Below are 18,934 nucleotides of genomic sequence, written 5' to 3'. Positions count from 1 at the left end.
GCAGACCCCAGAACGCATCGGTGTCATCCCGAGAGGGTTATCACTTAGGTGCTGCGCCGATCGAGCAGGGCATGGGCAATGGTGCCCAAATCCACAAATTCCAACTCGCTGCCAATGGGCACACCCCGCGATAAACGACTGACCGCGATGCCGCGCTTTTTCAACACCTCGCCAATCACATGGGCTGTGGCCTCTCCCTCTGCGGTGAAGTTGGTGGCCAAAATCACTTCTTGAACCTGCCCATCACAAGCGCGGTCGATGAGTTTTTGCAAACCCATTTCATGCGGACCCAGACCTTCGATGGGGCTGATGCGACCCATCAACACGAAGTAGGTTCCCTGGTAAGCGCCGGTGCGCTCCAAGGCCAATTGATCGGCCGGTGTTTCAATCACACACAAGCGCGTAGGGTCTCGGGCTGGATCGGCACAGGTGACGCACACGCTCAATTCCGACAAGGTGTGACACCGCTCGCAATGCCCAACTTTGTCCAAAGCTTGCGCGATGGCTTGGGACATCAAATGGGCACCTTCACGGTCGTTTTGCAGCAAATGATGGGCCATGCGTGTGGCCGATTTGACGCCCACCCCTGGCAAGCGGCGGAGAGCCGCCATCAAGGCCTCCAGGGCTGGGCTGGTCGACATCAAAAGGGCAGCTTCATGCCGGGGGGCATGCCGGCATTGAGTTTGCCCATGCGGGCCTCTGTGGTTTCGGCGGCTTTGCGCGCCGCATCATTGAAGGCGGCGGCCACCAGGTCTTCCAACATGTCTTTGTCGTCGCTGAGCAAGCTGGCATCGATGCTCACCCGTTTGACATCGTGCTTGCAGGTCATCAGCACCTTGACCAGGCCCGAGCCCGACTCTCCGGTGACCTCGATGGTGGCGAGTTCATCTTGGGTTTTTTTGATGTTGTCTTGCATCGCTTGGGCTTGCTTCATCAGGCCAGCGAGTTGTCCTTTATTGAACATGGTGTGTTTCTTTCATGCGGGTTTAAGGGATCCGGGAACAATTTTCGCGTCAAATTGACGCATGATTTTTTGCACAAAGGGGTCGTGCAGGATGATGGCTTCGGCCTCTCGTTGGCGTTGCGCGGCCAAGGCCGCTGCGCGTTTGGCCGGGCTGTCCATCACACGTCCCACTTCAAGCGTCAGGCGCACAGCATGACCGGTATCTGACAAAGCTTGCTCCAGTCGCTCGCGCGCAATGGGGTTGTGCAAAGACTCACGCTCTGTGCGCAGCAACCACTGTTGGGTATCGCGGCCCACCAATTGCGACTGCAAGGCCAATTCGCGCACCAAGGCGGTGATCCGCTCTGCCGCCACCATTTGTTGCACCAGTGCGTGCCAAAAGTCCCCCTCTTCAGAGGTGACCAAGACCAACTCGGTGGGTGCCTGGGGTTTGTCCAAGCGCTCGGCTGCAGGCCCTAGGTCACGCACCGGTATCGCCCCACCACCCGAGGCAACAGACTGGGGACTGTCGGAGCGAGCCAAGCTTGGGCTGGCGGAAGTGTCGCGCACCGGCACTTGGCGACCGGGTGGCAAATGCTCAGCGGCAGCTGGTGCAACAGACTGGGGCAAAGGGTTTGGCGTCGGGCCCGCCAAGGGCACCGCCACGGGTGCCGACAGGGGGCTGACTGAGCCACTGTTGATTGGCTTTGGGGCTGCTGGGGCCGAAATGGCGCTGGGATGCGCCAGCTCAGGGCTGGCTGATTTCAGGCTTTTTTTTTCCGTGTCGGCACTGGGCTGTTGCGGAGATTTGAATGCCAGCAAGCGCAACAACACCATGGTCAGGGCCGCATATTCATCGGGTGCCAAACCCAGCTCAGCTCGCCCATGCAAGCACATGCTGTAGAGCAGTTGTGTTTCATCGGACGGCATCAGGCTGGCCAATTGGCGCTCGGTTTGGGCGTCTTCGTCCGCATCGGCTTCTTCACTGGCGCCAGGCACCGCTTGCAACACCGCCATATGTTGCAACACCACGGTCAGGTCTTCCAAGGTGGATGCCGCATTCAAGCCTTGCGCGCGCAATTGCTCTATCGTGTGCACCACTTGCTGCCCGTTTCCATGGGCCAAGGCTTCGATCAAGCCAAACACATGACCGCGATCGACTGATCCCAGCATCTGCTGCACCGGCTCCAACATCACCTGCCCGGCTCCAAATGCCATGGCTTGGTCGGTCAGGCTCAGCGCATCCCGCATGGAACCCCGGGCTGCGCGGGCCATCAAGCGCAAGGCCGGCATCTCATGCGGCACCCCTTCGGCTTGCAGGACATGCACCAAGTGATCGACCAACACCGACGGCGCCATGGGCCGCAAATTGAATTGCAAACAGCGCGACAGCACAGTGACCGGCACTTTTTGCGGATCGGTGGTGGCGAGCACAAATTTGAGGTAATCGGGCGGCTCCTCCAAGGTCTTCAACATGGCATTGAACGCCGTGTTGGTGAGCATGTGCACCTCGTCGATCATGAACACCTTGAAGCGGCCCTGAACCGGTTTGTAAACCGCTTGCTCCAGCAAGGCTTGAACCTCATCCACACCCCGGTTGGAGGCCGCATCGAGTTCGGTGTAGTCCACAAAACGCCCGGCATCGATGTCGCGACAGGCATCGCACACGCCGCAGGGCTCAGCGGTGATGCCACCTTGACCATCCACGCCCTGGCAATTGAGCGACTTGGCCAAAATGCGTGACACGGTTGTTTTGCCCACCCCCCGCGTGCCGGTGAACAAATAGGCATGGTGCAAACGCTGTTGTGTCAGGGCATTGACCAGCGCCCGCACCACATGGGTCTGCCCCACCATCTCGGTGAAGTTTTTGGGGCGGTATTTGCGGGCGAGCACCAAGTAAGACATGGCCGGGATTCTATGACGCCCCCGCCCCCTTGACCTACAATCGATCTCGACGGGCCTTCCCGCATGGCTAAGCGGCCAACCGAGTCAGGTGGGGAACCAAGCAGCTCTAACTGTGGAACCAGTGCCGGGGTCAAGGCTCGTCAACTCCCCTCTTGCGGTCCCGCGCACGGCGCACCAGCCCACTGCCCCCCTCAGACCCCATGGGTCACCCCTGGCGAGCCCGCAGGGTCGCGCAGGGGCCACTTGAAATCAGCTCTTTCTGTCACAATCTGCATTCAATTCGCCACACCACCACAGGACAACACATGGCCAGCGACCTCATCAAACACATCACCGATCAATCCTTTGAAGCCGATGTTCTCCAATCGGGAACGCCGGTGTTGGTGGACTACTGGGCCGAGTGGTGCGGCCCTTGCAAGATGATCGCCCCGATCCTGGACGATGTCGCCAACGGTTATCAAGGCAAGCTGCAAATTGCCAAAATGAATGTGGACGAAAACCGCGACATCCCTGCCAAATTTGGCATCCGTGGCATCCCCACCCTGATGCTGTTCAAAGACGGTCAACTGGCCGCGACCAAAGTGGGTGCCCTGAGCAAAGCCCAATTGACCGAGTTCATCGATCAGCAATTGGCCTGAACCCCCGCCACCTGGGTCCGCCGGCCCAGGTTTTTTTCCTGTCATAATCTTCCCGTTGATGCCTCCCGTCCAATCCGATTGACGGGATCCCCAGCGGATCGAATGGCCCTTGCGGCCGCTCCCCCCTCCCCCCATTTATTTATGAACTCCATCGCAGGAGTCTTTTCATGCATCTGAACGAACTCAAGGCACTTCACGTGTCTGAAGTGCTCAAGCAGGCCGAAGCGCTCGAAATCGAAAACACGGGCCGCATGCGCAAGCAAGAGCTGATGTTTGCCATCATCAAAAAACGCGCCCGCGCTGGTGAACAGGTGTTTGCCGACGGCGTGCTCGAAATCCTGCCCGACGGTTTTGGCTTTTTGCGCAGCCCAGACACCAGTTACACCGCCAGCACCGACGACATCTACATCAGCCCCAGCCAGGTGCGCCGCTTCAACCTGCACACTGGTGACATGGTGGAAGGCGAGGTGCGCATCCCCAAAGACGGCGAGCGTTATTTCGCGCTGACCAAATTGGACAAGGTCAACGGCGATTTGCCCGAGAACAACAAACACAAGATCATGTTTGAAAACCTCACGCCCTTGTTCCCCAAGGAACACATGCGGCTTGAGCGCGATATCAAAGGCGAAGAAAACATCACTGGGCGCATCATTGACATCATTGCCCCGATCGGCAAAGGTCAGCGCGCCTTGCTGGTTGCCCCGCCCAAAAGCGGCAAAACCGTGATGATGCAGCACATCGCCCATGCCATCACCGCCAACTATCCCGACAGCCACATGATGGTGTTGTTGGTCGATGAGCGCCCCGAAGAAGTGACCGAGATGCAGCGCAGCGTGCGCGGCGAGGTCATCGCCTCCACCTTTGACGAGCCTGCTGCACGCCATGTGCACGTGGCTGAAATCGTGATCGAGCGCGCCAAACGTTTGGTGGAATTGAAAAAAGATGTGGTCATCTTGCTCGACTCCATCACCCGCTTGGCCCGCGCCTACAACAACGTGGTGCCCAGCTCCGGCAAGGTGCTCTCGGGTGGTGTGGACGCCAATGCCTTGCAGCGCCCCAAACGATTTTTCGGCGCTGCGCGCAATGTTGAAGAGGGCGGCTCGCTGACCATCATTGGCACGGCCTTGGTCGATACCGGCAGCCGCATGGACGAAGTGATTTTTGAAGAGTTCAAAGGCACCGGCAATTGCGAAATCCACCTCGACCGCCGCCTGTACGAAAAACGGGTGTTCCCTGCCATTCAACTCAACCGCAGCGGAACCCGCCGCGAAGAATTGCTGCTGCAGCCCGAGATTTTGCAAAAAACCCGCATCCTCAGACAGTTCATCTACAACATGGATGAAATCGAGTCGATGGAGCTGATGCTCAAGAACATGAAGTCGACCAAAACCAATGTCGACTTCTTTGACCTGATGCGCCGAGGCGGCTGAAGCCGTGGCATAATTACGCGTTTTGCGAAAAGTGCGCCAAATGGTTTGGCGTGGCTGTTGCAGTTGATCAAAGGACACCCCATGAAAGACGGCATTCACCCCAATTACCGCGAGGTTTGCTTTGTCGACCTCTCCAACGGCTTCAAATTTGTCACCCGCTCCTGCGCCAACACCAAAGAAATGGTGAAGATGGATGATGGACGCGAGCTGCCCTTGTACAAGTTGGACACCTCCAGCGAATCACACCCTTTCTACACCGGCACCCAAAAGTCGGTCGACACCATGGGCGGTCGCGTGGAGAAATTCCGCAACAAGTACAAGACTGCCGCCAAGTAAGCCGTCTTCACCCATACAAAAGCAGCACGGGACGACCGCGCTGCTTTTTTTATGGCTGACCGCTCTACCCTGAAGGCCCACCAAGCCCTGAAAACTTGAACACGCTCAATCCCGCCATCGTTGCCCAAAGCGGCGTGCGCCGACTGCCACGCTGGGGTCTGCTGCTGTTGTGCGGGGTGTATTTGTTGCCTGGCTTTTTGGGCCGCGACCCTTGGCGTCCCTGGGACATGGCGGCGTTTGGCCAAATGCTGGCCTTGGCCCAAGGTGAAAGCCTTTGGTGGCAACCCACTTTGATGGGTTTGCCGCCCGAGCTCGATGGGTTGTTGCCCTTTTGGTTGGGTGCCTGGGCCTTGGCTGTCGCTCCCGATGGGCTCTCTCCCGTGATGGCTTCTCGCCTACCGTTCATGGCGATTGCCGCTTTGTGCTTGGCCATGACCTGGTACGCCATTGAAGCCCTGGCCCGAAGTCCCCAGGCCCAACCCGTGAGCTTTGCTTTCGGTGGTGAGGCGGAACCCAAAGCCTATGCGCGGACCCTGGCCGATGCGGGTTTATTGGCATTGATTGCATGCCTGGGTCTGGCCGTCCCCCTGCATGAAACCTCGCCCATGTTGGTTCAACTGGGTGGCAGCAGTGCCTTGTTCATGGGCATGGCGCTATTGGGAACCAAGCCTTGGCGTGGCGGCTTGATCAGCGCGCTGGGCTTGCTGGTGCTGGCACTCAGTGGCGCACCCACTTTGGCCATGGCTTTGGGCGTGGCTAGTCTATTGTTGATTTTGGGTGGAACACCAGAACTGTCTGTCAGCAAACGCTTGGCATTGGCAGGGCTGTTGCTTGTGGCCTTGTTGCTGCTGGCCCATTTGGTGAGCGAATGGGGATTGTGGCGTTGGCGCTTGCGCACCTGGCCCTTGCAAGGCTCTGAAGTGCGCCGCTGGCTGGAGCTGATGGTGTGGTTCACCTGGCCATGCTGGCCACTCGCACTGTGGGCAGCATGGAGTTGGCGGCGCCATTGGGGCCGCCGCCCGTGGTCCATGCATGTGATTTGGCCCATCACCATGATTGGGGTCGTGACTGTGGCCAGCGCCATCACAGCGGCCTCAGAGCGCACTTTGCTGCTGGCCTTGCCAGCTTTTGCCGCCATGGCGGCCTTTGCGCTGCCCACCCTGAAGCGCAGTGTCACGGCATTGATCGACTGGTTCACCTTGCTGTTTTTCACCGGCTGCGGTGTGGTCATTTGGGTGGTGTGGCTGGCCATGCAAACCGGTTGGCCGCCGCAACCCGCCGCCAACGTCGCCCGCTTGGCACCTGGTTTCACGCCCTCTTTTGAGTACCTCCCCTTGGCCCTGGCTTTGGCCGGTTCAGCCCTGTGGGTCTGGCTGGTGCATTGGCGGGCGGGCCGGCACCGGACCGCCTTGTGGAAAAGCCTGGTGTTGCCCTCTGCCGGTGCCGCCTTGTGTTGGCTGCTGTTGATGACCTTGTGGTTGCCCTTGTTGAACTACGCGCGCAGCTATGTACCCTTGGTTCAACAAGTGAAACTGGCCATTCCCAAGACCTCTTGCGTAGCCATCCAGGGGTTGAACGCAGGTCAAATTGCCGCCTTGAAGTGGCATGGGCCGTGGCGCTTGGAAAACCTGTCTGCTGCCAGCCGCTGCGAATGGTTGTTGGTAGACCCGCAATGGGCCAGCGACCCCACGCATGCCCCAGACCCACTGCAGTGGGCCCGGGTTCAAAAGGTTCAAAGGCCCACGCGCGCCTATGAAAACCTGTTGATCTATCGGCAGATCAGCCCCGCCCCATCGAACACCCCACCACCATGAATGAACGGCGGCTGATCGCCGGCCAAGCGGCCACCGTGTTCATTGGACAAATTGCGGTGATGGGCTTTGGCGTGACCGATACATTGGTGGCCGGTCGCAGCTCTCCTGAGGCCTTGGCCGCTTTATCGGTTGGCTCTTCGCTGTACATCACCGTTTTTGTGGCCCTGATGGGGGTGCTGCAAGCCCTGTTGCCCATTTTGAGCGAGCATGTGGGTGCAGGCCGAAAACACGCCATTGGCCACTGTTTTGAGCAAGGCTTGTATATCTGCGTCTTGCTCAGCCTTGCTGGGGCATTTTTTTTGTGTCACCCAAAACAGATTTTGGAATGGACACAAGTGCCGGCAGATTTGCAAGGCGTGGTTTCTGATTACCTGGCCATTCTGTCGTTGGCGCTGGCACCCGCTTTGCTATTTCGCATGTTCAGCACGCTCAACCAAAGTCTGGGCCACCCACGGGTGATCACACTGATCCAAGTGCTGGCCTTGGCGGTCAAAATTCCCCTGTCGATATGGCTGGCCTTGGGTGTGGACGGTCAGCCCGGCATGGGTTTGATTGGTTGTGCATGGGCCACGTGGTGGGTCAATCTCGCCATGCTTTTGGCCATGATCGGTTTGTTGGTTTGGGCCCCTATGTACCGGCCTTTGCGCATTGGCGCACCCTGGCGACGACCCGATTGGGCCACCATTAAACCCATGTTGGCCATGGGCCTGCCCAATGGCTTGTCGCTGTTGGTCGAAGTCTCCTCATTTGCCTTCATGGCTTTGTTCATTGCACGCCTGGGTAACCTGCCTTTGGCAGCGCACCAGATTGCCTCCAATGTGGCCACCCTGCTTTACATGGTGCCCCTGTCCTTGTCCATCGCGACCAGTGCCAGGGTCAGTTACTGGATTGGTGCCAATCAGACCCAGCGGGCGCTTCAGGTTCAGTGGTTGGGCATTCGACTGGTGGCAGGCTGTGCCATGGCGCTGGGTTTGCTGGTGTGGTTGTGTCGCCAACCGCTGGCCGCTGTCTACAGCCAACAAGCCGAGGTGGTGGCATTGGCCAGCCACTTGCTCGGCTGGCTGGCTGTTTTCCACTTGGGAGACGCGATGCAAGCGCTGGGCATGTTTTTGCTGCGCTGCCACAAAGTGACCTTGGCACCCTTGCTGGTATATGCCGTGATGCTGTGGGGATTGGGGCTGGGTGGCGGCCAATGGATCGCTTACCACGGGACACCTTGGACTGCGGCCTTGCAAGACCCGGTGGCTTTTTGGATCAGCAGCAGTTTGGCACTGGCACTGACATCGCTGATTTTTTTGTGGCTGCTGAGAAAAGTCAGCCTGCGTGAACCAAGGGTTTGAGGCCGCGCATGCGTGCTGCAGGAAAAGCCAATTCGAAATGGGAGCCCACGCCCAAATGGCTGTCAATGCGCAACTCACCACCATGGCGTTGCATGACATGCTTGACGATGGACAGGCCCAAACCGGTACCGCCCAAGTCGCGCGAGCGGCTGCTGTCCACCCGATAAAAGCGCTCGGTCAAGCGTGACAAATGTTCTGGCGCAATGCCTGGACCCGAGTCTTGCACCGATAAGCAAAAGAACCCAGCTTGATCGATGTGTGCCGTTGCGCAAACCCGTCCACCAGCCGGGGTGTAGCGCACGGCATTGCTGAGCAAATTGGACCAAGCACTTTGAATTTCTGAGGGCACGCCCACCAATTCGACGTCGATCAACTCTGGCGGAAAGTTGAAATCCAATTGCTGTGCCGGTGACGGCATCAACACAGCCGACAGTGCGCGAACCTCTTGCTGCGCTTGGTCCCACATGGGCTTGAGCCCCACCGATTGATCCACGCCGGGCAAAGGACTGCCCTCCAAGCGGGACAAGATCAGCAAATCTTCCACCAGGCCCTTCATGCGCTGCGAATGGCCAGCCATCAAATCCAAATAACGCCGGGTTTCTTGGGGCTCCAGGGTCAAAGATTGCATGGTTTCGACAAACCCCGCAATGACCGTCAAGGGGGTGCGAATTTCGTGCGAGACATTGGCGACAAAATCGCGCCGCATGGCCTCGGCTTGCTCCAATGCCGTGATGTCGCGGGTCAGCATGAGTTTTCGACCATCGCCGTAAGGGTGCAAGCGCACAGCGATGCGCACCGGCCTTTGCGGCTTGTCATCGCGCCCGGCAATCACCACATCGTGGCTGTAGTCGGCTTGGGCTTGATAATTTAAAAAATCAGGGCTGCGCAACAAATTGGTCAGCACCTGCAAATGATCACGCACCACATCAATGCCCAAATGCTGGGCAGCCGTTTGATTGGCCCACTCGATCTTGCCTTCTTCATCAAGCAACAACACACCATTGGGTGAGGCTTGTATGGCGGCCAAAAAATCATTCAAGCGCTGGTCGCTCAAGACCATGTTCCGAGTGCTCTCACGGCGCATGCGCCAAACGCGATCGGTGACCTCACCCCACAAACCCCAGGTAAAGGGCACCGGTTCTTGGCCGGACCTTTGCAGCCAATGTAAAAACCGCTGGCCGCGCCAGGCATCAATGGACCACCAGACAAAAGCAAAAAGCGTCAGCCCCCAAAAGGCCCCCACCCAACCCTGCACGATCGCACCAGCCAACGCCCCGGCAAACAGAAAGGCCGCAAATGAAATGAATCGACCCAGCACAGATCGGATTCAGTGGGTGGGGGTGGAAGGCGTGGCCACACCGCTGCTGGAGGCCACGGTCAAGCGATATCCAGCACCGCGAACGGTCTCGACCATCACCCCAGCTTGACCCAGGGCTTCACGCAAGCGTTTGATGTGCACATCCACCGTGCGCTCCTCGATGAACACATGGTCGCCCCACACCTTGTCGAGCAACTGGCCACGGCTGTGCACGCGCTCAGCATGGTGCATCAAGAAACTCAACAGCTTGAACTCGGTGGGACCCAATTTCAAAGCCTGGTCATGAAAACTCACGCGGTGGGTGGACCCATCCAGCACCAAGTCACCCACTTGCACCCGCTCCATGGTTTGTTCAGGTGAGCGGCGGCGCAAGACAGCGCGTATGCGCGCCACCAACTCCTGGGTGGAAAAAGGCTTGGTGATGTAATCGTCTGCCCCCGAGTTGAGGCCGGAGACTTTGTCAGGCTCGTCACCGCGCGCCGTCAGCATGATGATGGGGACCGCTTTGGTGCGCGGATCAGAACGCCACTTTTTCGCCAAAGCCAAGCCCGATTGCCCGGGCAACATCCAATCCAACAAAATCGCATCGGGCAACACAGCGTCGATTTCGCGTTGGGCCGCGTCCCCATCAACGGCCCATACGGGCGCAAAACCATTGTGTTTGAGATTGACCGAGATCAACTCAGCGATCGAAGACTCATCCTCCACGATCAATACTTTGGGCAAACGCATGATCAGCGCACCACCGATTCCACCTCGGCCAAAGAGGTGTGGCGCACATCGGCGCCCTTGACGATGTAGATGATGAACTCGGCAATGTTCTTCGCATGATCGCCAATGCGCTCAATGGCTTTGGCCAAGAACAGCAAGTCCAGACTCGGAGAGATGGTGCGTGGGTCTTCCATCATGTAGGTGATGAGCTTGCGCACAAAACCATCAAACTCTTGGTCGATCAAATCGTCTTCTTTCAAAATCACCAATGCCGTTTGCACATCCAAGCGGGCCAGGGCATCGAGGGCCTTGCGCAACAAACCCGAGGCCAGCTCGGAAGCCACATTCAACTCCGAGCAGGGCAACGCCCGGGCTGAGCCACTTTCGATGATGGACTTGACCATGCGTGCAATTTTTTCAGCCTCATCACCCACCCGCTCCAAATTGGCCGTGGTTTTGGACATGGCCATGAGCAAGCGCAAATCTCGGGCGGTCGGCTGGCGGCGCCCAATCACAGAGGCGATGTCGTGGTCGATCTCGACTTCCATCAAATTGACTTTTTGCTCGGCCTCGACCACTGCATTGGCCACGTCCATATTGAAGTGCGAAAGGGCGAATATGGCTTGACGAATTTGAGATTCCACCAAACCGCCGAGCTCCATGACCCGAGAGGAAATGTTGTGCAATTCATTGTCAAACTGACTCGATAAGTGCTTGTCCATGGTTTGCCTTTGTATCAGCCAAAGCGGCCGGTGATGTAGTCTTCAGTTTCTTGCCGTTTGGGTTTCATGAAAATCGCCTCGGTTTGGCCAAATTCGATCAATTCACCCAAATACATGTAGGCGGTGTAGTCTGACACCCTGGCAGCTTGTTGCATATTGTGGGTGACGATCACCACCGTGTAATCATTTTTCAGGGTGCTGATCAGTTCTTCCACTTTGCCGGTGGAAATCGGATCCAAGGCCGAAGTGGGCTCATCGAGCAACAACACCGACGGTTTGACCGCAATGCCCCGAGCAATGCACAGGCGTTGCTGCTGACCACCCGACAAAGACAAACCACTTTGGCCCAATTTGTCTTTGACTTCATTCCAGATGGCCGCTTTGCTCAGCGCCCACTCCACCCGGTCGTCCATGTCAGAACGGTTCAAGTTTTCATACAAGCGCACCCCAAAGGCGATGTTGTCATAAATCGACATCGGGAATGGCGTCGGTTTTTGAAACACCATGCCGACACGGGCGCGCAGCAAATTCAAGTCTTGCCCGGCGTCCAAAATATCTTGGCCGTAGAGTTTGATTTGTCCCTCGGCACGTTGCCCTGGGTACAAACTGTACATGCGGTTAAAGGTGCGCAACAAGGTCGACTTGCCACAGCCAGACGGGCCAATGAAGGCGGTGACTTTGTGCTCTGCGATGTTGAGATTGATATCCATCAACCCCTTGAACGTGCCATAGAAAAAACTCAGGTTTCTCACCTCGATGGCTGTTTTTTCTTCCAGGATGGGCGTGGTGGGCATGCAATGAACTCCTAGTGTTCAGGATTGGACTTTGTCGCGAAATAAGACACGCGCCAAAATATTGAGGAACAAAACCGTCAAAGTGATGAGCAAAGCCCCACCCCAGGCCAAACGCACCCAGTTGTCATAAGGGCTCATGGCAAACTGGAAAATCACCACCGGCAAATTGGCCATGGGGGCGTTCATGTCGAGGGAAAAGAACTGGTTATTCAAAGCGGTGAACAGCAAAGGCGCGGTCTCTCCACTGATGCGCGCCAGCGCCAACAACAAACCGGTGATCACCCCGGTTTGTGCGGCGCGCAGTGTGATGAAAGTGGCCACCTTCCAACGGGGCGCACCCAAGGCAAATGCGGCTTCGCGCAAACTGCCAGGCACCAAACGCAACATGTTCTCTGTGGTGCGAACCACCACTGGAATCGCAATCAATGACAAGGCCATGGACCCAGCCCAACCGGAAAAGTGTTTGACTTGTGCCACCCAAATGGCATAGACAAAAAGACCCAAAACAATCGATGGCGCCGACAACATGATGTCTGTCATAAAGCGGGTCACACTGGCGGTTTTGCTTTGATCACCGTACTCTGCCAAATAAACCCCGGCCAAGATACCAATCGGTGTGCTGACCAAAGCGGTAAAGCCCACCATCATCAAGCTTCCGACGATGGCATTGGCCAAGCCGCCGCCCTCGGACCCGGGCGCCGGGGTGGATTGGGTGAACATGGCCCAGTCGATGGACTGCAAGCCGTTTTTGAAAAGCACGAACAGTATCCACAACAACACAAACAAGCCCAATGCCATGGCCAACATGGACAAAGTCAGACCCACTTGATTGGTCAAGCGCCGGCGTTTATAAAGATTCAAGTCCATGATTTTTCTCTTACCTTAGGTTTTCGCGCCTTTGGATTTTTCTGTGCGGGCCATCATCCATTTGGCCAAAGCCAACACCACGAAGGTGATGACAAACAGTAGAAATCCCAATGCGAACAAGGTGGACAAATGGAAGTCATCGGCTTCGCCAAACTCGTTGGCCAAGGTGGAAGCAATGGAGGTGCCCGGCGAAAACAGCGAAGTGCCCAAACGCTGAGAGTTACCGATCACAAAGGTCACCGCCATGGTCTCACCCAAGGCCCGACCCAAGCCGAGCATCACCCCGCCGATCACACCCTTTTGGGTATAGGGCAACACAATGTTGCGCACCACCTCCCAGGTTGAGCAGCCAATGCCATAGGCCGACTCGCGCAATACCGGCGGAACAATTTCGAACACATCACGCATCACGGCAGCGATGAAGGGCAAAATCATGAAGGCCAACACAATGCCCGCAGCCAAAATACCAATGCCATTCATGGCGCCACCGAACAAAGTGCTGAAAATAGGCATTTGACCCAAGGTGGACTGCAATGCAGGTTGGCCATACTCGGCAAACAGTGGCGCAAACACAAACAGACCAAACATGCCGTAAATGATGGATGGCACTGCAGCCAGCAATTCAATGGCCGTGCCCAAGGGGCGACGCAGTGCAACCGGGCAGGTTTCGGTCAAAAAAACAGCAATGCCAAACGACAGCGGCACGGCAATCAGCAATGCAATGCATGCGCTGGCCACGGTGCCAAAAATCGCAATCGCTGCACCAAACTCTTCGTTGATGATGTCCCACTCGACACGCCAAATAAAACCCACGCCAAACTTTTGAAAAGAAGGCCATGCGTTGATGACCAAGGAAATCAAAATGCCCATCAAAGCGATCAGCACCAGCAATGAAAAGCCCAAGGTCAGTGCATGAAAGAACTTGTCTTGCAGTTGCTGCCGCTTGGCCACCGCCAAACGGGCGGCCGCACTCAGGATCTGGGTATCGGCTGGGTGGCTCGTGGGGGATTGTTCAGTGAGGGCCATGGTGTCGCTTTATAAAGTTCACAACCCCCAACGCGGTCCCAGCTGGCGCCCTGCGTGTGGGGTTGATCATTTCAGACCTATCGAATTACTTGGCAATTTGCGACCAAACGCGCTCGCGAATTTGGCGGGTCAAGGAATCAGGCAAGGCCACATAGTCCAAATCAGCGGCCATTTGCTTGCCATTTTTGAATGACCAATCAAAAAACTTCAGCGCCTCTTGTGCCAGGTTTTTGTCAGTAGGATCTTTGTACATCAGGATGAAGGAGGCGGTGCTGACGGGCCAGCTGGTGGCACCCTTGGCATTGACCATGGACACACCCATGCCCGGCACACTGAACCAATCCACACCTGCAGCTGCCGCAGCGAAAGTCAGATCATCAGGGCTGACATATTTGCCATCGGCATTGAGCAACTGCATGAAGTTCATGTTGTTTTTCTTGACGTAGGCATATTCCACGTAACCAATGGCGCCCTTGACGCGATTGACGTTGGCGGCCACACCTTCATTGCCCTTGCCACCGACGGAGGATGCAGCAGGCCACTTCACAGCAGCGCCACGGCCCACGGTATCGGCCCAATCTTTGCTGATGGCGGTCAGGTAGTCGGTCCAGTTGAAAGTGGTGCCTGAGCCGTCGGCGCGGTGCACCACGGTGATGGCTTGATCGGGCAGGTTTTTGCCAGGGTTCAATGCAGCGAATTTGGGGTCGTTCCACTTGGTGATTTTGCCCATGAACATTTCAGCCAACACAGGGCCGCTGATGCGCAACTCACCGGGCTTGAAGCCGTCCAGGTTGAGCACGGGAACCGTGCCACCAATGATGGCGGGAAACTGAACCATGCCGTCTTTGTTGAGATCGTCACCGCTCAATGGGGCATCGGTGGCGCCAAAGGTCACTGTTTTGGCTCGGATTTGGCGAATACCGCCCGAAGAACCAATCGATTGGTAGTTCAAACCATTGCCGGTTTCTTTTTTGTAGGCCTCGGCCCATTTGGCGTAAATGGGGTAGGGAAATGTTGCCCCTGCGCCGGTGATATCCACCGCCATAGAAGCCAAACCCACGGTGGACAGGCCAATCGCCACCAACCAAGATTTCAGATTTAACATGCCAGATCCTTTAACAAAGAGGGACTTCAATCAATTTGGGTACCATGCCGCGCATGGAAATTTGGACTTTAGGCCCCGATTGTGACAATACGGTGAAAAAATGCCCGTCCAAGGCAAATCATTGACAAGGGATGTCTCTGAACTGTCATCACTCGTTCATGATGGCGCATTAGAATTTAGCGCTTCTGTATATTCATACAGCTCTAGACTCCAATTGCCCAAACCAATGCCCCACCAAGACATGCTCGCCGCCATTGACCTGGGCTCCAACAGTTTCCGCTTGGAATTGGGGCGCATGGAGCACGGCCAACTGGTGCGCACCGATTACCTCAAAGAAACCGTCCGACAAGGCGGTGATTTGGACGCACACCGCAACCTCACACCAGAGGCCATGGAACGCGGCTGGGAATGTTTGGCCCGATTCCGCGAGCGCATTCATGGGCTGCCAGCCCGACAGGTCCGGGCCGTGGCCACCCAAACCTTGCGTGAAGCCCGCAACCGAGACATTTTTCTGAACCGAGCCCAACAGGTTTTGGGTTATCCGATTGAAATCATCTCCGGCACCGAGGAGGCCCGGTTGATCTACATTGGCGTGAGCCAGTTTTTACCCAATGACGGCGAACGCCGCTTGGTGCTTGATGTGGGCGGGCGATCCACTGAAATGATTTTGGGGCAAAACCGCGAACCCTCCGTCATGAACTCCTACCGTGTGGGCAGTGTGTCTTGGTCGCAAAAGTACTTTCCGCAAGGCCAATTCACCGAGCAGGCGTTTAACCAGGCCAAAGTGGCTGCCCAAGCCGTGTTGGAAGAAGCCCTGGTCATGTACCCGCGCGATTTGTGGGACAAGGCCTATGGCGCGTCTGGCACCGTGGGCGCAGTGGCCGATGTATTGCAATTGGCCGGTTGGACGCCGGGGCAAATCACCCGAGATGGCTTGGCCTGGCTGATCCAATGCGTGCAAGCCGCACAACACTTCAGCCGCTTGCGCTTGGAAGGGCTCAAGGAGGACCGGCGCGCCGTGATTGGTGGCGGTTTGGCCGTGTTGGCCGCCTTGTTCGAGCAGTTTGACATCGAAGCCTTGCACGTGGCCCAGGGGGCTTTGCGCCACGGTGCCATGCATGAGTTGATGGAGCGTGACCACAGTGAAAAAGACGTCCGCGATGCCTCCGTCCACCGGCTGGCCGAAAAATTTGGCGTTGACCGCGATCAGGCCAAACGCGTGACTGATGTGGCCCTTCAATTGCTGGCCATGATGAATCCCGCCGACAACCGAGCACCGCATCGGATTGAGCGCAAGCTGGCCTGGGCCTGTGAACTGCATGAGATTGGCTTGGCCATCTCCCACAGCGATCACCACAAACATGGCGCTTATATTTTGGACAATGCCGATGTCATGGGCTTCAGCCAGCCAGAATTGCACCGCCTCAGTCTGCTGGTGCTGGGTCACCATGGCAAGTTGCGCAAACTCGACATGGACTTTGAGGACCCCATGGTGGTTCAGCAATTGTTGGCCCTGCGCTTGTCGGTCATCTTGTGCCATTCACGCCGCCAGCCAGACATGACGGGTTTGCAGGTGCATTGCGAGCCGGAACAAAAAGTCTTTGAATGGGTTTGTCCCAGCGATTGGTCGCAGCGTTTTCCGCAGTCCCATCACCTGATTCAACAAGAAATCGTGGCCTGGCAAAAAACCCCATGGACGCTTCGCTTGCGCAACAACAAGGTCAGCCCATAGTGGCCCATGTGATCGAAACAAGCGCCCCGGCATTCGCCACAAAGCTCACGCCCGACCTCCGCCTCGATAAACGTTTAAAATAAGGCTTGCACACCCCTTGTGGGCCTCCTCGGAGCGTTGACAGGTGGGTGCACTGGTAGATGAGTAAAAGGGAATCCTTTAGAGACATGGCCACTGACGACACCACCAAAATCACGCAAGACGGTCTCCGGTACAAGTCCAAAAAAGGCGGCTCGCCATTCGGCACCACTGGCTTGGCAGGCAGCACCATGAGTTGCATCAAATGCGGCTTGCATAAACCCCGGGCCTCTGGAACTTTCCGCAAACTGCTGGGAACCAGCATGTTTGTGTGCCTCGATTGCAAACCGGCCAAACCCGCCGAAACCCCCGAACAAGCCAAGGGTTAACCCTTGAACCGTCGCCCATCACAGGCGACTTTGATACCCCACATGACAAGCCCGCGTTGACGCCACCTGGCGTCGGTGATTGAATGCGTGCATGAGCTTGAAAAACACCCCCAAAAATCCCGATCAATTGCGCAGCGCGCGTTGGTTTGCACCTGACGACCTGCGCTCTTTTGGCCACCGCTCCCGCGCCATGCAAATGGGCTATGCCCCGCAAGACTGGGCGGGCAAACCGGTTATTGCGATTGTCAATACCTGGTCGGACATCAACCCGTGCCACACCCACTTCAAGCAACGGGTGGAAGACGTCAAACGCGGCATTTTTCAAGCCGGCGGCTTTCCCTTGGAACTTCCGGCCATTTCTCTGGCCGAAGCCTTTGTGCGCCCGACCGCCATGCTGTACCGCAACATGTTGGCCATGGAAACCGAAGAATTGATTCGCAGCCACCCCATCGATGGCGCCGTGCTGATGGGCGGTTGCGACAAAACCACCCCAGGTCTGCTGATGGGGGCCATTTCAGCCGGTGTGCCATGCATTTATTTGCCGGCTGGGCCCATGTTGCGCGGCAACTGGCAAGGGCAAGCCCTGGGCTCTGGCTCTGATGCCTGGAAATATTGGGACGAAAGACGTGCCGGGAAAATCAGCGATGTGCAATGGTTGGGCATTGAGGGTGGTATTGCCCGCAGCCACGGCACCTGCATGACCATGGGCACAGCCGCCACCATGATGGGCATGGCCGAGGCCCTGGGCATGACCTTGCCAGGGGCCTCCAGCATCCCTGCGCCAGATGCCAATCACCCGCGCATGTCGGCCGCCTGTGGACGGCGCATTGTGGACATGGTCTGGGAAGACCTGACCCCTGCCAAACTGCTGACCCCCCACCATTTTCAAAATGCCATCACCGTGGCCATGGCCATGGGTTGCAGCACCAATGCCATCATCCATTTGGTGGCCATGTCGCGCCGAGCGGGTGCCGCATGCACCGTGGGATTGGACGACTTTGACGCGGCCAGCCGAAAAACCCCCGTGATCGCCAACATCCGGCCCAGCGGTGACACCTATTTGATGGAAGATTTTTACTATGCAGGTGGCATGCCAGCCCTGATCAAGACCTTGTCAGACCACCTGCACCTGGATGCCATGACGGTCAATGGCCAGACCCTGGGCGAGAACGTGGCCACAGCGCAGGTGCACAACGCGGATGTGATCCGCCCGCTGGATCGCCCGTTGTATGCCGAAGGCGCGTTGGCGGTGCTCAAAGGCAACATCGCCCCCGCGGGTGCCGTGATCAAACCCAGCGCCTGCGCGCCGCATTTGCGCCAGCACACTGGTCCAGCCATGGTTTTTGACAGCTACCCCGAGATGAAGGCCGCCGTGGATGACGAAAATTTGGACATCACCGCTGACCATGTGCTGGTGCTGCGCAATGCCGGGCCACAAGGCGGCCCCGGCATGCCCGAATGGGGCCAATTGCCCATCCCCCGCAAACTTCTGGCCCAAGGTGTGCGCGACATGGTTCGCTTGTCCGATGCGCGCATGAGTGGCACCAGCTACGGCGCTTGCATTCTTCACGTTTCACCAGAAGCCTTCATTGGCGGCCCCCTGGCCTTGGTCAAAAACGGCGACCTGATCACCGTGGATGTGCCTGCGCGCCGTTTGCACCTGGAAGTCAGTGACGCGGAGTTGGCCCAACGACGCGCCCATTGGCAAGCCCCGGCACCCCGCTATGAACGCGGCTATGGCTGGATGTTCAGCCGCCACATCCTGCAAGCCGATCAGGGGTGCGACTTTGATTTTTTAGAGACTGCATTCGGTGGCCCGGTCGACGAACCGGCCATTTATTGAATC

The 18,934-nt window shown here is 57.3% G+C and carries 18 protein-coding genes and 1 other RNA gene; 9 read left to right on the top strand and 10 right to left on the bottom strand.

Annotated elements, in window-relative coordinates; all coding sequences use genetic code 11:
- Positions 1 to 44 precede the first annotated feature (44 nt).
- Genes recR through dnaX form a run of 3 tightly spaced genes read right to left on the bottom strand, consistent with a single transcriptional unit; the run spans position 45 to position 2,848 of the window.
- Positions 45 to 641: a recombination mediator RecR gene (gene recR, locus AC8GFZ_RS11070; protein WP_506644937.1), complete on the bottom strand. Its 597-nt coding sequence runs from the start codon at positions 639 to 641 to the stop codon at positions 45 to 47.
- Entirely contained in the window at positions 641 to 964 is a 324-nt protein-coding gene (locus tag AC8GFZ_RS11065; protein ID WP_506644936.1) for a YbaB/EbfC family nucleoid-associated protein, read from the bottom strand. Before AC8GFZ_RS11065 ends, recR begins: the two co-directional genes overlap by 1 nt.
- Positions 965 to 976: 12 nt before the next feature.
- Positions 977 to 2,848 (bottom strand): DNA polymerase III subunit gamma/tau, encoded by a 1,872-nt coding sequence (gene dnaX, locus AC8GFZ_RS11060; RefSeq protein WP_506644935.1) that lies wholly within the window; start codon positions 2,846 to 2,848, stop codon positions 977 to 979.
- 48 nt (positions 2,849 to 2,896) lie between these two features.
- Between dnaX and ffs the strand changes: the two genes are divergently transcribed.
- The 6 genes from ffs to AC8GFZ_RS11030 all read left to right on the top strand — a co-directional run bounded on the left by ffs (position 2,897) and on the right by AC8GFZ_RS11030 (position 8,406).
- Positions 2,897 to 2,993: signal recognition particle sRNA small type (gene ffs / locus AC8GFZ_RS11055), an RNA gene on the top strand.
- 160 nt (positions 2,994 to 3,153) lie between these two features.
- Complete coding sequence (gene trxA, locus AC8GFZ_RS11050) at positions 3,154 to 3,486, top strand: thioredoxin TrxA (RefSeq protein WP_506644934.1); 333 nt, start codon at positions 3,154 to 3,156, stop codon at positions 3,484 to 3,486.
- A 167-nt stretch (positions 3,487 to 3,653) separates the two neighbouring features.
- Positions 3,654 to 4,916: a transcription termination factor Rho gene (rho, locus tag AC8GFZ_RS11045; protein ID WP_506644933.1), complete on the top strand. Its 1,263-nt coding sequence runs from the start codon at positions 3,654 to 3,656 to the stop codon at positions 4,914 to 4,916.
- 81 nt (positions 4,917 to 4,997) lie between these two features.
- Positions 4,998 to 5,252, top strand: a complete 255-nt coding sequence (locus AC8GFZ_RS11040; RefSeq protein WP_506644932.1) for a type B 50S ribosomal protein L31 — start codon at positions 4,998 to 5,000, stop codon at positions 5,250 to 5,252.
- Positions 5,253 to 5,347: 95 nt separating this feature from the next.
- Positions 5,348 to 7,066, top strand: coding sequence for a hypothetical protein (locus tag AC8GFZ_RS11035; protein ID WP_506644931.1), 1,719 nt, complete (start codon positions 5,348 to 5,350; stop codon positions 7,064 to 7,066).
- Positions 7,063 to 8,406 (top strand): MATE family efflux transporter, encoded by a 1,344-nt coding sequence (locus AC8GFZ_RS11030; RefSeq protein WP_506644930.1) that lies wholly within the window; start codon positions 7,063 to 7,065, stop codon positions 8,404 to 8,406. Before AC8GFZ_RS11035 ends, AC8GFZ_RS11030 begins: the two co-directional genes overlap by 4 nt.
- On the opposite strand, the gene phoR is transcribed toward AC8GFZ_RS11030, so the two are convergent.
- From phoR to pstS, 7 genes are all read right to left on the bottom strand, one after another.
- A complete protein-coding gene (gene phoR, locus AC8GFZ_RS11025) occupies positions 8,381 to 9,691 on the bottom strand; it encodes a phosphate regulon sensor histidine kinase PhoR (RefSeq protein WP_506645115.1) in 1,311 nt (436 codons plus the stop codon). The genes AC8GFZ_RS11030 and phoR overlap by 26 nt on opposite strands.
- Before the next feature lie 42 nt (positions 9,692 to 9,733).
- Positions 9,734 to 10,456: a phosphate regulon transcriptional regulator PhoB gene (gene phoB / locus AC8GFZ_RS11020; protein WP_506644929.1), complete on the bottom strand. Its 723-nt coding sequence runs from the start codon at positions 10,454 to 10,456 to the stop codon at positions 9,734 to 9,736.
- A gap of 2 nt (positions 10,457 to 10,458) precedes the next feature.
- Positions 10,459 to 11,157, bottom strand: coding sequence for a phosphate signaling complex protein PhoU (gene phoU / locus AC8GFZ_RS11015; RefSeq protein ID WP_506644928.1), 699 nt, complete (start codon positions 11,155 to 11,157; stop codon positions 10,459 to 10,461).
- A gap of 14 nt (positions 11,158 to 11,171) precedes the next feature.
- On the bottom strand, positions 11,172 to 11,951 hold the full coding sequence (pstB, locus tag AC8GFZ_RS11010) for a phosphate ABC transporter ATP-binding protein PstB (protein ID WP_506644927.1): 780 nt from the start codon (positions 11,949 to 11,951) through the stop codon (positions 11,172 to 11,174).
- Positions 11,952 to 11,969: 18 nt separating this feature from the next.
- Positions 11,970 to 12,818, bottom strand: a complete 849-nt coding sequence (pstA, locus tag AC8GFZ_RS11005) for a phosphate ABC transporter permease PstA (protein WP_506644926.1) — start codon at positions 12,816 to 12,818, stop codon at positions 11,970 to 11,972.
- A 15-nt stretch (positions 12,819 to 12,833) separates the two neighbouring features.
- Complete coding sequence (pstC, locus tag AC8GFZ_RS11000) at positions 12,834 to 13,844, bottom strand: phosphate ABC transporter permease subunit PstC (protein WP_506644925.1); 1,011 nt, start codon at positions 13,842 to 13,844, stop codon at positions 12,834 to 12,836.
- An 85-nt stretch (positions 13,845 to 13,929) separates the two neighbouring features.
- A complete protein-coding gene (gene pstS / locus AC8GFZ_RS10995; protein WP_506644924.1) occupies positions 13,930 to 14,949 on the bottom strand; it encodes a phosphate ABC transporter substrate-binding protein PstS in 1,020 nt (339 codons plus the stop codon).
- Between the two features lie 226 nt (positions 14,950 to 15,175).
- Here pstS and AC8GFZ_RS10990 point away from each other — a divergent pair, with 226 nt between their 5' ends.
- From AC8GFZ_RS10990 to araD, 3 genes are all read left to right on the top strand, one after another.
- Positions 15,176 to 16,681, top strand: a complete 1,506-nt coding sequence (locus AC8GFZ_RS10990) for a Ppx/GppA phosphatase family protein (protein ID WP_506644923.1) — start codon at positions 15,176 to 15,178, stop codon at positions 16,679 to 16,681.
- Between the two features lie 167 nt (positions 16,682 to 16,848).
- Positions 16,849 to 17,088: a hypothetical protein gene (locus AC8GFZ_RS10985; RefSeq protein ID WP_506644922.1), complete on the top strand. Its 240-nt coding sequence runs from the start codon at positions 16,849 to 16,851 to the stop codon at positions 17,086 to 17,088.
- Between the two features lie 91 nt (positions 17,089 to 17,179).
- Positions 17,180 to 18,931, top strand: coding sequence for an L-arabinonate dehydratase (gene araD, locus AC8GFZ_RS10980; RefSeq protein ID WP_506644921.1), 1,752 nt, complete (start codon positions 17,180 to 17,182; stop codon positions 18,929 to 18,931).
- Positions 18,932 to 18,934 lie beyond the last annotated feature (3 nt).

Source organism: Limnohabitans rimovensis (SeqCode) (assembly GCF_965234775.1).
GTDB classification, from domain to species: Bacteria; Pseudomonadota; Gammaproteobacteria; order Burkholderiales; family Burkholderiaceae_C; genus Limnohabitans; species Limnohabitans rimovensis.
Note: the sequence above shows the minus strand (reverse complement) of the source record. Positions and strands in the feature narration are given on the sequence as shown.

Excerpts from the sequence above, each read along its gene's own strand:
- recR (WP_506644937.1), bottom strand. The coding sequence starts at position 641 with ATGTCGACCAGCCCAGCCCTGGAGGCCTTGATGGCGGCTCTCCGCCGC.
- AC8GFZ_RS11065 (WP_506644936.1), bottom strand. The coding sequence starts at position 964 with ATGTTCAATAAAGGACAACTCGCTGGCCTGATGAAGCAAGCCCAAGCG.
- dnaX (WP_506644935.1), bottom strand. The coding sequence starts at position 2,848 with ATGTCTTACTTGGTGCTCGCCCGCAAATACCGCCCCAAAAACTTCACC.
- trxA (WP_506644934.1), top strand. The coding sequence starts at position 3,154 with ATGGCCAGCGACCTCATCAAACACATCACCGATCAATCCTTTGAAGCC.
- rho (WP_506644933.1), top strand. The coding sequence starts at position 3,654 with ATGCATCTGAACGAACTCAAGGCACTTCACGTGTCTGAAGTGCTCAAG.
- AC8GFZ_RS11040 (WP_506644932.1), top strand. The coding sequence starts at position 4,998 with ATGAAAGACGGCATTCACCCCAATTACCGCGAGGTTTGCTTTGTCGAC.
- AC8GFZ_RS11030 (WP_506644930.1), top strand. The coding sequence starts at position 7,063 with ATGAATGAACGGCGGCTGATCGCCGGCCAAGCGGCCACCGTGTTCATT.
- phoB (WP_506644929.1), bottom strand. The coding sequence starts at position 10,456 with ATGCGTTTGCCCAAAGTATTGATCGTGGAGGATGAGTCTTCGATCGCT.
- phoU (WP_506644928.1), bottom strand. The coding sequence starts at position 11,157 with ATGGACAAGCACTTATCGAGTCAGTTTGACAATGAATTGCACAACATT.
- pstB (WP_506644927.1), bottom strand. The coding sequence starts at position 11,951 with ATGCCCACCACGCCCATCCTGGAAGAAAAAACAGCCATCGAGGTGAGA.
- pstA (WP_506644926.1), bottom strand. The coding sequence starts at position 12,818 with ATGGACTTGAATCTTTATAAACGCCGGCGCTTGACCAATCAAGTGGGT.
- pstC (WP_506644925.1), bottom strand. The coding sequence starts at position 13,844 with ATGGCCCTCACTGAACAATCCCCCACGAGCCACCCAGCCGATACCCAG.
- pstS (WP_506644924.1), bottom strand. The coding sequence starts at position 14,949 with ATGTTAAATCTGAAATCTTGGTTGGTGGCGATTGGCCTGTCCACCGTG.
- AC8GFZ_RS10990 (WP_506644923.1), top strand. The coding sequence starts at position 15,176 with ATGCCCCACCAAGACATGCTCGCCGCCATTGACCTGGGCTCCAACAGT.
- AC8GFZ_RS10985 (WP_506644922.1), top strand. The coding sequence starts at position 16,849 with ATGGCCACTGACGACACCACCAAAATCACGCAAGACGGTCTCCGGTAC.
- araD (WP_506644921.1), top strand. The coding sequence starts at position 17,180 with ATGAGCTTGAAAAACACCCCCAAAAATCCCGATCAATTGCGCAGCGCG.